This window comes from Photobacterium sp. TY1-4 (assembly GCF_025398175.1).
In the GTDB taxonomy this organism is placed as follows: Bacteria; Pseudomonadota; Gammaproteobacteria; order Enterobacterales; family Vibrionaceae; genus Photobacterium.
The window spans coordinates 2,387,382-2,402,667 of sequence record NZ_CP099734.1 but is presented as its reverse complement, the minus strand read 5'-3'; the positions used below and the strand labels follow the sequence as shown (position 1 = coordinate 2,402,667).

At 53.1% G+C, this 15,286-nt stretch carries 14 protein-coding genes and 1 tRNA gene; 4 read left to right on the top strand and 11 right to left on the bottom strand.

Features of this window, described 5'->3' with window-relative positions:
- Positions 1-17 precede the first annotated feature (17 nt).
- A complete protein-coding gene (locus NH461_RS11195) occupies positions 18-629 on the bottom strand; it encodes a superoxide dismutase (RefSeq protein ID WP_261600428.1) in 612 nt (203 codons plus the stop codon).
- 228 nt (positions 630-857) lie between these two features.
- On the opposite strand from NH461_RS11195, the gene NH461_RS11190 reads away from it, so the two are divergent.
- On the top strand, positions 858-1,214 hold the full coding sequence (locus NH461_RS11190) for a hypothetical protein (RefSeq protein ID WP_261600427.1): 357 nt from the start codon (positions 858-860) through the stop codon (positions 1,212-1,214).
- Between the two features lie 152 nt (positions 1,215-1,366).
- Here the strand turns inward: NH461_RS11190 and gloA are convergent, their stop codons facing one another.
- From gloA to NH461_RS11145, 9 genes are all read right to left on the bottom strand, one after another.
- Positions 1,367-1,759, bottom strand: a complete 393-nt coding sequence (gene gloA / locus NH461_RS11185; RefSeq protein WP_261600426.1) for a lactoylglutathione lyase — start codon at positions 1,757-1,759, stop codon at positions 1,367-1,369.
- Between the two features lie 50 nt (positions 1,760-1,809).
- Positions 1,810-2,451, bottom strand: coding sequence for an endonuclease III (gene nth / locus NH461_RS11180; protein WP_261600425.1), 642 nt, complete (start codon positions 2,449-2,451; stop codon positions 1,810-1,812).
- Between the two features lie 132 nt (positions 2,452-2,583).
- Positions 2,584-3,282, bottom strand: a complete 699-nt coding sequence (locus tag NH461_RS11175) for an electron transport complex subunit E (protein WP_261600424.1) — start codon at positions 3,280-3,282, stop codon at positions 2,584-2,586.
- Positions 3,279-3,914, bottom strand: coding sequence for an electron transport complex subunit RsxG (gene rsxG / locus NH461_RS11170; RefSeq protein ID WP_261600423.1), 636 nt, complete (start codon positions 3,912-3,914; stop codon positions 3,279-3,281). Before rsxG ends, NH461_RS11175 begins: the two co-directional genes overlap by 4 nt.
- Before the next feature lie 8 nt (positions 3,915-3,922).
- Positions 3,923-4,972, bottom strand: a complete 1,050-nt coding sequence (gene rsxD, locus NH461_RS11165; protein WP_261600422.1) for an electron transport complex subunit RsxD — start codon at positions 4,970-4,972, stop codon at positions 3,923-3,925.
- A gap of 2 nt (positions 4,973-4,974) precedes the next feature.
- Positions 4,975-7,653: an electron transport complex subunit RsxC gene (rsxC, locus tag NH461_RS11160; protein ID WP_261600421.1), complete on the bottom strand. Its 2,679-nt coding sequence runs from the start codon at positions 7,651-7,653 to the stop codon at positions 4,975-4,977.
- Between the two features lie 2 nt (positions 7,654-7,655).
- Positions 7,656-8,237, bottom strand: coding sequence for an electron transport complex subunit RsxB (rsxB, locus tag NH461_RS11155; protein WP_261600420.1), 582 nt, complete (start codon positions 8,235-8,237; stop codon positions 7,656-7,658).
- A 1-nt stretch (position 8,238) separates the two neighbouring features.
- Positions 8,239-8,820, bottom strand: coding sequence for an electron transport complex subunit RsxA (gene rsxA / locus NH461_RS11150; RefSeq protein WP_261600419.1), 582 nt, complete (start codon positions 8,818-8,820; stop codon positions 8,239-8,241).
- A 287-nt stretch (positions 8,821-9,107) separates the two neighbouring features.
- Positions 9,108-9,198 (bottom strand) — tRNA-Asn (locus NH461_RS11145).
- 807 nt (positions 9,199-10,005) lie between these two features.
- Here NH461_RS11145 and uvrB point away from each other — a divergent pair.
- The 3 genes from uvrB (at position 10,006) to NH461_RS11130 (ending at position 14,239) form a co-directional block, all read left to right on the top strand.
- Positions 10,006-12,027, top strand: a complete 2,022-nt coding sequence (uvrB, locus tag NH461_RS11140) for an excinuclease ABC subunit UvrB (protein WP_261600418.1) — start codon at positions 10,006-10,008, stop codon at positions 12,025-12,027.
- Positions 12,028-12,388: 361 nt separating this feature from the next.
- Positions 12,389-13,879 carry a quorum-sensing sigma-54 dependent transcriptional regulator LuxO gene (gene luxO / locus NH461_RS11135; RefSeq protein WP_261600417.1) on the top strand — a complete coding sequence of 497 codons (1,491 nt, stop codon included), beginning with the start codon at positions 12,389-12,391 and terminating at the stop codon, positions 13,877-13,879.
- The gene (locus NH461_RS11130; protein WP_261600416.1) at positions 13,880-14,239 is read left to right on the top strand and encodes an Hpt domain-containing protein; all 360 of its coding nucleotides are present in this window, start codon (positions 13,880-13,882) and stop codon (positions 14,237-14,239) included.
- On the opposite strand, the gene yvcK is transcribed toward NH461_RS11130, so the two are convergent.
- On the bottom strand, positions 14,201-15,094 hold the full coding sequence (gene yvcK, locus NH461_RS11125; protein ID WP_261600415.1) for a uridine diphosphate-N-acetylglucosamine-binding protein YvcK: 894 nt from the start codon (positions 15,092-15,094) through the stop codon (positions 14,201-14,203). The genes NH461_RS11130 and yvcK overlap by 39 nt on opposite strands.
- Positions 15,095-15,286 lie beyond the last annotated feature (192 nt).

The following is a 15,286-nucleotide window of genomic DNA, read 5'->3' as shown; positions in this document are numbered from 1 at the left end:
TCTCTGTTCCTTCCTGATTACCCTTGTAATGCCTCAAGATAATGCATTTCAACCTGCTGCCAGTCGACAACATGCCACCAGGCGTCAATGTACTCCGGACGCTTGTTCTGGTAACTGATGTAATAGGCATGTTCCCAGACATCCAGTGCGAGAATCGGTTCGCCACGTTGTGCGACAACATCCATCAGCGGATTGTCCTGGTTGCTGGTCGATGAAATCTCCAGTCGGCCTTCATTGACGGACAGCCAGATAAAACCCGAGCCGAAATGGGTGGCGGCTGATTCGGAAAAGGCTGCTTTGAAGTCGTCAAAACTGCCGAAATGGCAGTTGATCGCTTCGGCAAGCAGGCCGCCGGGCTGACCGCCGCCATCGGGAGACATACATTGCCAGTACAGGTTGTGGTTGAAATAGCCGCCACCGTGGTTGCGAACGGCAGGGGGCAGGTGGGACACCCGGGCAAAGATTTCATGCAGGGAGCATTGTTCCAGCTCGGTTCCGGCAATCGCCGTCATGAACTTATCGAAATAAGTTTTATGGTGGCGGCTGTGGTGGATCTCCATCGTTTTAGCATCGATATAGGGTTCCAGCGCAGTGTATGCGTATGGAAGGTCCGGAAAAGTAAATGACATGATCGTTCTCTCTTGGTTTTTTAATGATATTAATGAGAATCAATATCATTATCAACCATGGTTTTTGTACGACTAATTTGAATTCTTATTTCTGGAGCAGAGGTCACGCCGAAACGAGCTAAAGTAAGTTATGCCTCATCCATGCTTTCACGTGAAGAACGCTTTTATGTGAATTCGTGGGTGTAGCCAATACTGTTGGGCATAGCCAAGAATAACAAGGCGGTGGTTATGAAAAAGCTTCTGTGGGTAAATCTTCTGTGGGTACTGACGCTCGGTGCCGGGGTTGTGGTCGCGGACGAAGATACGATTGTCAGCAGCGATGCGGCGCAGGTTGAAGCGAAGTTGTCGGAGCAGGTGTCATCACAGTTGATCACCGAAGAGCAGGCAGAAGAAATGGGGCTCAATCGCGCTGATACCTATGAAGTGTCCAGTACGGTGAGTGTTGAGAACCTGGAGTTGCTGATTGCCGAAAAGTTGAAAGAGCGTGAGATGCCGTATTATTCCATTGAGTTTAATGACCCGACTCAAGACAACGAATTTCGGGCGACGGTGACCGAATACTTCAGTCCTGTGGATGATGAATAACGCGCTGTACTCAACGGTCTCGTGTGGCTAGCTGTGCTCATGAACCCGCTGGATTGATGAAAAACAGGGTTCACGAAAAATAGGTTTGATGAAAAAGCCGGACTGGTTTCCACAGTCCGGTTTGATTTTGAGTGGCGTTATCGGGCGGGAGGTTACCCGCGTTGGATCAGCTCAATTTGATAGCCATCCGGATCCTTCACAAAGGCGATGTGGGTTGTGCCGCCTTTGACCGGGCCCGGCTCACGTGTGATATTTCCGCCGGCGGCTTTAATCGCATCACAAGTGGCGTAGATATCTTCCACACCGATAGCAATGTGGCCGAAAGCATTGCCCATATCGTACTCGGTAGTGCCCCAGTTGTAGGTCAGTTCGATGACCGCCCCTTCGGATTCATCACTGTAGCCGACAAAGGCCAGGGTGTACTTGTAGGCTTCGTTATCGTGTTTGCGAAGCAGCTTCATGCCCATGACGTCGGTGTAGAACTCAATTGCGCGATCCAGATCGCCGACACGTAACATGGTGTGAAGAATGCGTCCGTTAGCCATAGTCCCTCCAATCGGGTAGTGATTTGTTGTGTTTGGCGAGCGATCGTCGATCACTCGTCCGGATAGACTTTGTCTTTGTACTCACAAAGATCTTCAATAATGCAGCTGCCGCAGCGTGGTTTGCGGGCAACGCAGGTATAACGGCCGTGTAAGATCAGCCAGTGATGGACATCAACCTTGAACTCTTTCGGGACGACCTTCAGCAACTTTTGCTCAACCTGATCCACATTTTTGCCCATGGCAAACTTGGTACGGTTGGATACCCGGAAAATATGGGTATCGACGGCAATCGTCGGCCAGCCAAAAGCCGTATTGAGGACGACATTGGCAGTTTTCCGGCCGACGCCCGGCAGGGCTTCCAGCGCTTCGCGGTTCTCCGGTACTTCACCGCCATGCTGCTCCAGCAAAATTTTACAGGTCTTGATGACATTTTCGGCTTTGGAGTTAAACAGACCGATGGTCTTGATATACTCCTTGATACCATCAACGCCTAAGTCGTACATGGCTTGCGGGGTATTGGCCACTGGGTAGAGCTTGTCCGTGGCTTTGTTGACGCTGACATCGGTGGCCTGCGCGGACAACAAGACGGCAATGAGCAACTCAAAAGGCGTGCTCCAGTTCAGTTCCGTTTCCGGATGCGGATTCTCTGCTCTCAGGCGTTCAAGGATTTGAACGCGTTTTTCATTGTTCATGTTAACTTCCTGACGCCTCGCGGCGGATACCCGTTGCTTGCTCTTTTCTGGTGTAGGGCCAGCGCCGTTCCGGACGGCTCAAACAGCAAGCGGCGGGGTTACTTTTATATGATGGTTGAACGTGTACCGATGTTAATTCGCCGAAGTGATCCGTACCCGTTCGATTTGTGGTTTCGTTTCCGCTGCGGCGGATTTCTTCTCACGCTGTTTATCGATGACATTTTTCAGCGCGATGATAAAACCGACCCCGATAAAGGCACCGGGTGGCAACATCGCCAGCAGAAAACTGCTGTCAAAGCTGAAGATTTCAATCCGCAGCACTGCCGCCCAATCACCCAGCAGGCGATCTGCGCCATCAAACAGGGTCCCGTTCCCCAGAATTTCGCGCATTGCCCCCAGCACGACCAGCGCCGAAGTCAGGCCCATGCCCATCCACAATCCATCCAGCACCGCCGGCAGCGGCGCATTTTTAGAGGCAAACGATTCTGCCCGGCCGATGATGATACAGTTGGTCACAATCAGCGGGATGAAAATTCCGAGTGACTGGTACAGGCCGTAGGTGAAGGCGTTCATCAGTAATTGTACACACGTCACCAGTGCGGCGATGATCATCACAAACACCGGGATCCGGACCTCGGACGGGATCCACTGCCGGACCAGTGACACGATCAGGTTCGAGCCGATAAGCACCATAGTTGAGGCCAGCCCCAGACCCAGCGCATTGGTGACGGTCGCCGAGACGGCCAGCAGGGGACAAAGGCCCAGCAGTTGAACGATGGCCGGGTTATTGTGCCACAGGCCATTTGTCATCAGTTCTTTATTCGTACTCATGCTTTATCCTGGCAGTTCAGCGGTTGATTAAACAGTTGCTGCTGGTGGCGTTGGTAATAGAGGGAGACATGTTTCACCGCGCCGACAACGGCTCGGGGAGTAATGGTCGCCCCGGTAAACTGATCGAAGTTGCCGCCATCTTTGCGCACGGCCCAGTTCGGATCCTTCTCGCCTTGCAGCTTTTTGCCGGTAAAACCGTCAATCCAGTTCGTGATCCGGGTATCAATTTTATCACCCAGCCCTGGGGTTTCATTATGGTTTAACACCCGGACCCCAGTAACTGTTCCCGCCTTGTCGAGGCCGACAATCAGTTTAATCGCACCATTGTAACCGTCGGGCGCGATGGCTTCGATGGCCACGCCGGAAATTTCATTGTCCTTTGTCGCCAGGTACGCCGGCATCGGCTCGTCAGTGCCTAAATATTGCGCGCTGGTGATCAGCGTACAGCTTTGGGACAGCTCGTTATCATGGCTGTCGGCCGGGATCACCTGGTTCAGTACCTTCAGCAAATCTTTTTGTTGCTGGGCCTGGATCCGGTCCGCCGTGAGTAAGTAAGTCACCGAAACCAGAAGGGTGGAGAGTAAAGCGAACGTGGCCAGCACGCCGCTGTTTTTTTTCATTGCTTTGAGCATGCTGACTCCTATGAATGGCCGTAGGTCCGGGGACGGGTGTAGTAGTCGATCAGGGGGACGCACATATTGGCCAGCAGGACCGCAAACGCGACGCCATCCGGATAGCCGCCCCAGGTACGAATGAAAAAGACCAGCAGGCCAATCAGCGCACCGAAAATGATCCGCCCTTTGGGGGTGGTGGACGCAGACACCGGATCGGTGGCGATGAAAAATGCCCCCAGCATGGTCGCGCCTGAGAACAGGTGCATAATTGGAGAGGCCGTCCCGTCCGGGTGTACGATAAAGGCCAGGGTACTGGCGACAAACAGCGCGCCCAGCATGCCGGCCGGAACGTGCCACTGGATGATACGCATTTTAAGCATCACCAATCCGCCGATCAGGAAACCCAGGTTAATCCACTCCCAGCCAACACCGGCAATGGTGCCGAACTCCGGGCCGGCTAGGATTTCTGTGGTTGTGTGACCTGTGGTCAGGGAGGTTTTCAGCGTATCCAGTGGCGTGGCCATGGTCACACCATCAATCGACATTCGCAGTTGGTGGACGCTGAAACCATCCTGAGTGAAACCGGTAAAAATTGCGAGCGCGCTGTCGGGCAGTGTGACGGGGTGCGCGATCAACGAAGATGGCGGCAACCAGGTCGTCATCTGGACCGGGAAGGAGATCAGCAGCACGACATAGGCCACCATCGCCGGGTTAAACAGGTTTTGACCCAGCCCGCCGTATAAATGTTTGGCGATCACAATCGCAAAGACCACGCCAATCACGGTCAGCCACCAGGGGGACAACGGCGGAATCGAAATGCCGAGTAATACCCCGGTCAGCAGGGCACTGTTGTCTCGCAGGTAAGGCATGATGGGACGGCGGCGTAGCTTGAGGATGGCGGCTTCCGCGCCAACCGCGACCAGTGACGCGAGCAAGACCTGGATCAGGACACCCCAGCCAAAGAAAAACCATTGGGCAGCAACGCCCAAAGCCGTGCAAAGAATGACTGTCCGCATAATGTCACGGGTACTGCGGCGACTATGGGTATGCGGTGAACTGGCAATGTTAAAAGCCACGATTAGTTTTCCTCATGATTCTGTGGTGCATCTTTTCCGGCCTGTTCGGCTTCTCTGGCCGCTTTTCGTGCTTTGGCACGGGCAATGGCGGCCGCAACGGCGGCTTTCTTCGGATCCTCAACAGGCGCGTCGGCAGCCTCGGCATCTGCCTGCTCTGTGTCAGCTTTTTCTGGTGCAGCAGATTCAGCCTGTTGGGCTGCTTTGCGGGCTTTTGCGCGGGCAATGGCAGCAGCAACCGCGGCTTTCTTCGGATCCTCAACAGGCGCGTTAGCTGGCTCGGCATCTGCTTGCTCAGTGTCAGCTTGTTCTGACGCTACAGATTCAGCCTGTTGGGCTGCTTTGCGGGCTTTTGCGCGGGCAATGGCAGCAGCAACAGCGGCTTTCTTCGGATCTTCTGCAGGCGCGTCGGCTGGCTCGGTATCCGCCTGCTCAGTGTCAGCTTGTTCTGACGCTACAGATTCAGCCTGTTGGGCCGCTTTACGGGCTTTCGCGCGGGCAATGGCAGCAGCAACGGCGGCTTTTTTCGGATCTTCGGCAGGCGCGTCGGCTGGCTCGGCATCTGCCTGCTCTGTGTCAGCTGTTTCAGGCGTTGCAGATTCAGCCTGTTGGGCTGCTTTGCGGGCTTTTGCGCGTGCAATGGCAGCGGCCACAGCGGCTTTTTTCGGATCTTCTGCTGGCGCGTCGGCTGGCTTGGCATCTGTCTGTTCAGCTTCAGCTTTTTCAGGCGTTGCAGACTCAGCCTGTTGGGCTGCTTTGCGCGCTTTGGCGCGGGCAATGGCAGCGGCAACGGCGGCTTTCTTCGGATCCTCGACGGACTCCTCAGTTTGGTCTGTATCGCTTTGCTGGGCAGCTTTGCGGGCTTTAGCTCGGGCAATCGCAGCAGCGACGGCGTCTTTCTTGGCATCGCCGGAGCTTGCTGGCGTCTCTGAATCCGGGGCTACGTCCTCCGTTGCCAGCTTCGCGGCTTTTCGCTCACGGGCCTGACGTTTGCGCTCTTCACGCAACTTGGCCATTTCGGTGTTATCCGGTAACGCTTCGGCGTTGTCGGATTGCGCGGCCTGGGCTGCGGCTTGCTTGGCTTTGGCACGAGCAATGGCTGCTGCAACCGCTGGCTTTTTCTCTGCGGTTGCATCAGTCGCAGCAGCTGCTTGTTTGGCCTTCACTCGGGCAATGGCCGCTGCGACGGCATCATCACCGCCCGTGGATTTCATTTCTTTGCGTCGGTCGTCGGCCGCTTTCTTAAAGCGATTCTCGCGCTCTTGCTTATCACGCTCTAAACGGGCGTTCTTCGCTTCAAAGCGCAGTTTCGCGCGCTCGGCATTGATTTCATCTTGTTTGCGGTGACGTATTTCAGCTTTGGCCTGGCGGTAATAGTGCACCAGCGGAATTTCACTCGGGCAGACGTACGCACATGCCCCGCACTCAATACAGTCAAACAGGTTGTATTCTTCACATTTTTCGAAATCTTCATCCTTGGCATACCATTGCAGTTGCTGCGGTAGCAGCGAAACCGGGCAGGCTTCTGCACAAGCCGTGCAGCGAATACAAGCCATTTCCTGATTTGCCGGTGAGATTTCTTTGCGTGTCGGCGCCAAGATACAGTTGGAGATTTTGGTCACCGGCACGGCGGTGTGTGGCAGGGTGAAGCCCATCATCGGGCCGCCCATAATCACACGCGACAGTTTTTTATCGGCCTGAAAACCAAAGCGTTCAAGCAGAAATTGTACTGGCGTCCCCAAAAGCGCCCAGGTATTGCCCGGTTGCTTGACGGTTTGCCCGGTGACCGTGACGACGCGTTGGATCAGGGGCTCGCCATCAATGACGGCGCGCTTGATCGCATGGGTGGTCCCCACGTTATGCATCATAATACCAATGTCTGCCGGGATACCTTTGGAGGGGACTTCTTTTCCGGTCAGCACTTTGATCAACTGCTTTTCGCCGCCCGAGGGGTACTTGGTCGGGATCACCCGGATCACGATTTGGTCATGCACGGTGAGCTGGTGTTGCAGCGCGGTGATGGCTTCTGGCTTGTTATCCTCAATGCCAATCACGGTGAGCTTAGGTTGCAGAATATGCTGCAGGATCCGGATCCCCTCGATCACTTCGTGGGCACAGTCCTGCATCAGGCGATCATCGGCAGTAATATAAGGCTCACACTCGGCAGCATTGATGATCAGAATATCGGTTTTGCCCAAGCCGCTCTGGAGTTTACGACCGGCAGGGAAGCCCGCGCCGCCCATTCCGGCAATGCCGTGCAGGCGGATGTGATCAATCAGATCCGCCGGGGCGGCATCGTGGTAATTGGCGACCGGTGTTCTGGCCAGCCAGGTCTCTTCACCATCGGGTTTAATCACAATACAGCGATCGGAGAGGCCGGAAGGGTGGGCGATGGTGTGTTGTTCAATGGCGACTATGGTGCCGGAAGTCGGGGCGTGGATCGGCACGCTCAACGCGACATCGGTATGGGTCAGCATCTGACCTTTTTTGACGGTGTCACCGACCGAGACCAGCACATCACCGATTGCGCCCAGGTGTTGCTTTAAAGGCAGAACCAGTTTGGGTGGCAGCTTGGCTTCGGCAATTGGGGTGCGATTCGACAGGGTTTTCTGCTCCGGCGGATGAATGCCCCCCGGAAAGTCCCATAGCTGGCCTTGTTTAATTTGTTCGATAATTGACAGCATGGTTACCTTACCTTGTTGACTGTTGCATCCGTTGGAATATTGACCACCGGGATTTGGTCGAGATCCCACTTCCAGCTTTCGGGCGTCGATTCAACCGGCACCATCTCAATACAGTCGGTTGGGCAAGGTGCAACACACAGGTCGCAGCCGGTACATTCGTCTTTAATGACGGTATGCAGTGCCTTGGTGCCGCCGACAATGGCGTCGACCGGACAGGCCTGAATACACTTGGTACAGCCGATACACATATCTTCGTGAATAAAGGCAACTTTTTTCAGGCCTTTCTCTTCATCGTGAGCAGACTCCTGAACGTCAACGCCCATCAGGTCGGCCAGTTTTTCAATGGCCTGTTGGCCACCCGGCGGACACTTGTTGATGTCGTCGCCATTGGCAATGGCTTCGGCGTACGGGCGGCAACCCGGGTAGCCACATTGGCCACACTGGGTTTGCGGCAGGATGGCATCAATTTGTTCGACGATCGGATCGGCTTCGACTTTGAAGCGAATGGAAGCAAAGCCCAGGACTAACCCAAAAATCGCAGCAAGCACTGCGATCGCAATGACAGCAATTAAAATTCCACTCATCTTACAATTTCACCAATCCAGTAAAGCCGAGGAAGGCCAGAGACATCAGGCCAGCGGTGATCATCGCGATGGAGGCGCCTTTAAAAGGAGTCGGAACATCAGCTGCGGCGATTCGCTCGCGCATCGATGCAAAGAGGACCAGAACCAGTGAGAAACCGACGGCAGCGCCAAATCCGTAAATCACCGATTCAATGAAGTTATGGCGCTCATTAATATTCAGTAGCGCAACCCCCAATACCGCACAGTTGGTGGTGATCAGCGGCAGGAAGATCCCCAGCAGACGGTACAGGGTCGGGCTGGTTTTATGCACGACCATTTCGGTAAATTGCACCACGACCGCGATGACCAGAATAAAGCTGAGGGTGCGCAGGTACTGAATACCCAGCGGTTCGAGAATATAGGCTTCAACCAGGTAGGCGCAGACAGAAGCCAGGGTCAGGACAAACGTGGTTGCCAGGCCCATGCCGATTGCAGTTTCCAGTTTTTTAGACACGCCCATAAACGGGCAGAGGCCTAAAAACTTCACCAGGACGAAGTTGTTAACCAACACTGTCCCTACGAGGAGTAGTAGGTATTCAGTCATACCGTCTTAATTATCAATGCTAGAGATCCGTATATTATCTTCCTTTGTGTACCCTATAACAACTCCTCTGAAGCAGGGTTTTTCAAGTTTGATGTGCTTTTCACCAATCAATGCAAGGACTTTTGCGCTGCGATAGGGATAAATGATGTGATAATGATTCTCATTTGTATGTCTGGGCAGTGAAACGTCACGAGCAAGAGATACGTATTTGGCTTGGCGACATTTCGCGCATAGCGTGAACAACGGGTATAAAAAAACCTCGTCTGTTGACGAGGCTTTCTTGAAAGTGGCTCCCCCTGCTGGACTTGGACGGGGCGGCCTCCCGCCAGCGACATACGGATTAACAGTCCGCCGTTCTACCGACTGAACTAAGGGGGAATTGCTATGAAGCGCCATACTAGCCATCTGTCTTTCCGCTGTCAACACGGTATCAATCCCGCTGATTGGCAGGTGATTCGCTGACAATTGAGCTTGCTGGTGATGTATCCGGTGTTGCACATGTCTCAAGTCAGCGGCGACCACATAGCAGTGTTCTAGTGTCGTTGCGAGTTTTGTGGTGCAAAACAGAATTTCGAAATTGCCTGAAAAAATTGCTTGATTTTATCGAGGCCTGTGATTGCAAGGCTTCAATGAAGTTATCCACGAAAACTGTGGATAACTATGTTGATGTCTGCTTGGAAAACTGTAAGACGGATAGGAATGTCCCGATGTGGTGAATAATTGCTCTAAAGAAAGCTGGGGGACTAAACGGTTGTTATCTGGTGAGATAAGCAGCAAATTCGCAATGGATATGAACTAGTTAGAGTAAAAGCTTTAATTTTTGAGACGTGTATTTGATATTGTGAATTGATTTTCATCAAAGTATGGAAAAGCTGTGGATGATCCCGGAAACAAAAAAATGGGGAAAAGGGATATTTCGGTTGCTGAAGAACAGCTTTGAAGTATAGCCGAACAGGATGATCGTGTTCGTGGGCGGTGATAATACGCTTATCACAAGGTTGGATCAATCCCCGATATTGAGTTTTTGGTATTTTTTTATGCATGCGGGCAGTCGGTGTGAATAGCATCTGTACTGGATGTGTTGTTCTTGCGGCTGAAATCTGAGCGCTTATTGACAAGTGTCGAGAGGGTAGGACAATGAAGGATCACAGAGTACTTCCCCCTGGATATTGACGGAAATTACGCATGGATAAAGTGTTCGAACTGTCTTCCCGCTTTTCGCCTTCCGGCGATCAGCCGACGGCAATCAATCATTTGCTTGAAGGACTGGATGCCGGCTTGGCGCATCAGACCCTGTTGGGCGTAACCGGCTCCGGTAAAACCTTTACCGTCGCCAATGTCATTGCGCAGGCGAACCGTCCGACCTTGATACTGGCGCCGAATAAAACCTTGGCGGCACAGCTCTACGGGGAGATGAAAGAGTTCTTTCCGAACAATGCGGTTGAGTATTTCGTTTCTTACTATGACTATTATCAGCCGGAAGCGTACGTACCGACTACCGATACCTTTATCGAGAAAGATGCCTCGGTGAATGCCCATATCGAACAGATGCGCCTGTCTGCCACCAAAGCGCTGATGGAGCGTCGGGACGTGATCATTATTGCGTCGGTGTCGGCGATTTACGGCCTGGGGGATCCGGACTCCTACCTCAAAATGATGTTGCACGTCCGCCGCGGTGATCTGTTGGATCAACGCGATATTCTGCGGCGGTTGGCGGAGCTGCAATATACCCGCAATGATCTGGCGTTTGAGCGCGGCACCTTCCGGGTTCGTGGGGAAGTGATTGATATCTTCCCGGCGGAATCAGAAAAAGATGCGGTTCGGATTGAGTTGTTCGACGAGGAGGTCGATTGCATCAGTATGTTCGACCCGCTCACCGGGGCGATTTTGCAAAAAGATATCCCGCGGGCAACCATTTATCCGAAAACGCACTATGTGACTCCGCGTGAGCGGATCCTTGAAGCGGTGGAACACATCAAAGTTGAACTGGCGAGTCGCCGCAAGCAACTGATGGATAATAACAAATTGGTGGAAGAGCAGCGGATTGCCCAGCGGACCCAGTTTGATATCGAAATGATGAATGAACTCGGGTTCTGCTCCGGGATTGAAAACTACTCCCGTTATCTCAGCGGACGGGCGGAAGGCGAGCCGCCACCGACCCTGTTTGATTACCTGCCACCGGACGGGCTGCTGATTATTGACGAGTCCCATGTCACTGTGTCTCAGATCGGAGCCATGTACCGGGGCGATCGCTCGCGGAAAGAAAACCTGGTGGAATACGGATTTCGTTTGCCGTCGGCACTGGATAACCGGCCACTGAAATTTGAAGAGTTTGAAGCACTGGCACCGCAGACCTTGTATGTCTCGGCAACCCCGGGCAATTACGAGGTAGAGAAATCCGGCGGAGAGATTGCCGAGCAGGTGGTACGGCCAACCGGCTTGCTGGATCCTGAAATTGAAGTGCGTCCGGTGGCAACCCAGGTTGATGATTTGCTTTCGGAAATCAGAATCCGTGAAGCCAAGGGCGAACGCGTATTGGTGACCACCCTGACCAAGCGCATGGCCGAGGATTTGACGGAATACCTTGATGAGCACGGGGTGAAAGTGCGTTACCTGCACTCGGATATTGATACGGTCGAGCGGGTCGAAATCATCCGCGATTTACGCTTGGGTGAATTTGATGTCCTGGTGGGGATCAACCTGTTGCGAGAAGGGTTGGATATGCCGGAAGTATCTCTGGTCGCCATTCTCGATGCCGATAAAGAAGGATTCCTGCGCTCGGAACGGTCGCTGATCCAGACGATTGGCCGGGCGGCGCGAAACCTGGAAGGGAGAGCGATCCTCTATGCGGACCGGATCACCGGATCGATGGAGCGGGCAATCAATGAAACCAATCGGCGTCGTGAAAAGCAGCGAGCGTATAATGAAGAGCGTGGCATTGTGCCGCAGGCGCTCAATAAAGCGGTGGCGGATATTCTGGAGCTTGGTAAACCCGGTAAGCGCCGAATGAACAAAGCGGCGCAGTTGCATCAGGTCGCGGAGAAGAAAGGAACCTATACCACGCTTTCACCGCAGCAACTGGAGTTGGAAATTCAGAAGCTTGAGTCTGAAATGTATGATTTGGCCCAGAATCTGGAGTTTGAGAAGGCTGCGGAAATTCGGGATAAGATCCAGACCATGCGAGAGCAGTTTATCGTCAATAGTTAACTTGCTCGACGCTGCCTGTGAACTGTAGATAAAAAAAAGCCAACCGCAATTACTTCGGTTGGCATCATTGTTTAAGTGAAAAAATTCCACAAACAACGTCAGTTGGCTAGGTTGACTCTCAGGAAAGAGTCGAAATAGATAATGCAGACTGCGTGCCAACTTTTTTGTCATGCGTCATTGTACTTTTTTATGGCTTTCCCGGAGCAATTTGTGGACGTCGCTTGCGGATCCGACGCGTTTTTTTGCAATTTGCAAATCATTATGCAATTCATTGTGGCAAAATAGAAAAACTGGAATTTGTAATAACACGTTTTTTCCCTATTGATTACAATTACTTTAGGGAATAGGGGTTGGAGGGGCAATGGAGAGCAAGTCTACACAGCGACAAGTCTTAATGGTCGAAGATACCGCGTCAGTTGCGGCCTTGTACAAATCTTACCTGAATCCTCTCGGCTTATCGGTCAATATTGTCGGGACCGGGGCGGAAGCCCTCAATGCGATGAAAGCCGCGACGCCGGATTTGATCCTGCTTGATTTGCGTTTGCCGGATATGACCGGGATGGCGGTGCTGGAATCTGTACGTCGCGATTACGGTAACATTCCGGTCGTGATCATGACCGCGCATGGCTCGATTGATGTTGCGGTGGAGGCGATGCGGCACGGGGCGCAGGATTTTCTGATCAAGCCCTGTGAAGCGGACCGATTGCGGATCACAGTGAATAACGCTTTGCGTGCTGGTGAATCCGATGCGACGGATACGACGCAACCGGGTCAGGGCAGTGCACAATACCAAGGCTTCATTGGCAACAGCCTGCCGATGCAGGCGGTTTACCGGGTCATTGAGTCGGCGGCGTCCAGTAAGGCGACCGTGTTTATTACCGGTGAGAGCGGGACCGGGAAAGAAGTCTGTGCTGAAGCGGTTCATGCGGCAAGCCCGAGAAGCAGTCAGCCTTTTGTGGCGCTCAATTGTGCGGCCATCCCGAAAGAGTTGATTGAAAGCGAATTGTTCGGACATGTGAAAGGTGCGTTCACCGGTGCGTCGACAGAGCGTAAGGGCGCTGTTGAGTTAGCCAATTACGGGACGCTCTTTCTGGATGAGCTTTGTGAGATGGATTTGGATTTGCAAAGCAAATTGCTTCGCTTTATACAAACCGGTACGTATCAGAAAGTCGGCTCGTCTAAAACCAGCAAGGTTGATGTCCGGTTTGTCTGTGCGACCAATCGCAATCCCTGGGTGGAAGTTCAGGAAGGGCGTTTCCGGGAAGATTTGTATTACCGATTGCATGTGATTCCGGTGACCTTGCCGCCGCTGCGTGAGCGCGGTGAGGATGTGATCGAAATCGCCCATGCGTTGCTGGCTTTAATGTCTGTTGAAGAGCATAAACAGTTCTCTCGCTTCTCAGCAGAAGTGATTGATTTGTTTCAGCGTTACACTTGGCCCGGGAATGTCCGTGAGTTGCAGAACGTGATCCGCAATATCGTGGTGCTCAATTCCGGTGAAGAAGTGACCTTACAAATGGTGCCGCCGCCGATCCACTCAGGAACTGGCGCCGAATTTGCATCTTTAGCACCACAACCCACCGAGTTGCACCAGGCCTCAGGTCTGATTTCGCAACCTGAAGGCGATACTGGCGCCGGGAGCCGTGCGGAAATTGCGTTGCAGCGGATCCCGGAGCGTGCGGAAGTTGAGCCGTTGTGGGTTGTTGAAAAACGCGCGATTCAAGCGGCGATTGATGCGTGTGATGGAAACATTCCGCGAGCTGCGGGCTTACTGGAAGTAAGTCCATCAACGATTTATCGAAAACTGCAGACCTGGCAGGATGGGGCTGGTAGTAACAGGGAGACGAAATAAATGACAACAAGTATTAACGCATCAACCATTAAGCGCTTAGCTGAAGAAGTTGGTCAGGATACCGTTTCACTGTTGCTCAAAGTGTTCAGTGATGAGTTAGAACAGTATCTGAGGCAACTTTCCGATCAACCGTCTGTCAGTCAGGTCAGGGAAATCAGCCACGCGATTAAAAGTAGCGCGGCGAGTTTCGGTGCCGATGATCTGGCAGAAATGGCTCAGGAATGTGAATCCCGGATGAAGCAGGGGCAGGCGGACTGGATGCATGACCATCTGCCGGAATTCAGGCAGATGGTGCAAGGCATGGCGCTGGAGTATAAGCAGCTAGCCAGCAATGATGAGCTTATCAATCGCCTCTTTTAGCTTTTCCCGGTCATGGCGCCATTCGTGATTACCTGAAGCCAGTGCTTCGATAATCTGTTGATAACGCGGCGCCAATTCCGTTCGATGGTGGTCTGTCAGGACACCATCGACGGCTCTTCCCCCCATGGCACGTTCGCACCAAAACAGCATGGTTTCCAGGGTCATCGCACCTGCAGGTCCTTTCTCTTTATCCAGATTGGTAATAAAGATAATCTTTGCACGGCAGTGTTTCAGTGCCTGTTTGATTTCCTTCAACAGTAACGGGGGCATCACGCTGGTCAGGAAACTACCGGGCCCCAGCAGGACGAGATCAGCCTGTTCAATGGCCTGAACCGCTTCTTTGGTGGCTGGTACGGCTGGCTCGACATAGAGTCGCAATGGCACTTCATTGAGCTCATCTACGCTGGTTTCACCGGAAATGATGTCACCGTTTCTCAGCATGGCGGTCAGATCGGCCGGATGTTCAGACATCGGCACAATCTGGGTGTCGACTTTGAGCATATCGCGGATCAGGGTGATGGCATCCAGCGGGCGGATCGATAAGTTATCCAGCGCAGTCAGCATCAGGTTGCCCAGGTTATGGCCGTTGAGTTCGCCATTGCCGCGAAAACGGTATTCAAAAATCATCGAGCCGACAGAAGGCTCGGTAATTAACTGGTTGATGCAATTCCGGGTATCGCCCCAGGCGATACCGCCCTGGCAGGCGCGAATGCGGCCGGTCGACCCGCCGTTATCGGTCGTGGTGACGATGCCGGTCACCTGAGAGCCATAGCTGGAGAGGGCTGAGAGCACACGGCCCAGGCCATGCCCGCCGCCAATGGCCACTATTTTCGTATTGGTCGTCGTCTGTGTCATTGCCATGAAGGCCGTTGTAAAGATTCCGGATCGGCAAGTGTATCGATTTTGGCTATGGCAAGCCAAGCCCCTTGTCAGAGGATGCAGCCAGTATCACGAAATGCGAGGGCGCCCACAGTTTACCGGGATATAGAGCAAAAAAAAACCTTCTGCATGTGCAGAAGGCAAAGGTTATCACAACGACAGTGTTTG

Coding starts and splice junctions, on each gene's coding strand:
- nth (WP_261600425.1), bottom strand. CDS start 2,451: ATGAACAATGAAAAACGCGTTCAAATCCTTGAACGCCTGAGAGCAGAG.
- luxO (WP_261600417.1), top strand. CDS start 12,389: ATGGAGAGCAAGTCTACACAGCGACAAGTCTTAATGGTCGAAGATACC.
- NH461_RS11195 (WP_261600428.1), bottom strand. CDS start 629: ATGTCATTTACTTTTCCGGACCTTCCATACGCATACACTGCGCTGGAA.
- NH461_RS11190 (WP_261600427.1), top strand. CDS start 858: ATGAAAAAGCTTCTGTGGGTAAATCTTCTGTGGGTACTGACGCTCGGT.
- NH461_RS11130 (WP_261600416.1), top strand. CDS start 13,880: ATGACAACAAGTATTAACGCATCAACCATTAAGCGCTTAGCTGAAGAA.
- rsxG (WP_261600423.1), bottom strand. CDS start 3,914: ATGCTCAAAGCAATGAAAAAAAACAGCGGCGTGCTGGCCACGTTCGCT.
- yvcK (WP_261600415.1), bottom strand. CDS start 15,094: ATGACACAGACGACGACCAATACGAAAATAGTGGCCATTGGCGGCGGG.
- NH461_RS11175 (WP_261600424.1), bottom strand. CDS start 3,282: ATGAGTACGAATAAAGAACTGATGACAAATGGCCTGTGGCACAATAAC.
- rsxB (WP_261600420.1), bottom strand. CDS start 8,237: ATGAGTGGAATTTTAATTGCTGTCATTGCGATCGCAGTGCTTGCTGCG.
- uvrB (WP_261600418.1), top strand. CDS start 10,006: ATGGATAAAGTGTTCGAACTGTCTTCCCGCTTTTCGCCTTCCGGCGAT.
- gloA (WP_261600426.1), bottom strand. CDS start 1,759: ATGGCTAACGGACGCATTCTTCACACCATGTTACGTGTCGGCGATCTG.
- rsxA (WP_261600419.1), bottom strand. CDS start 8,820: ATGACTGAATACCTACTACTCCTCGTAGGGACAGTGTTGGTTAACAAC.
- rsxC (WP_261600421.1), bottom strand. CDS start 7,653: ATGCTGTCAATTATCGAACAAATTAAACAAGGCCAGCTATGGGACTTT.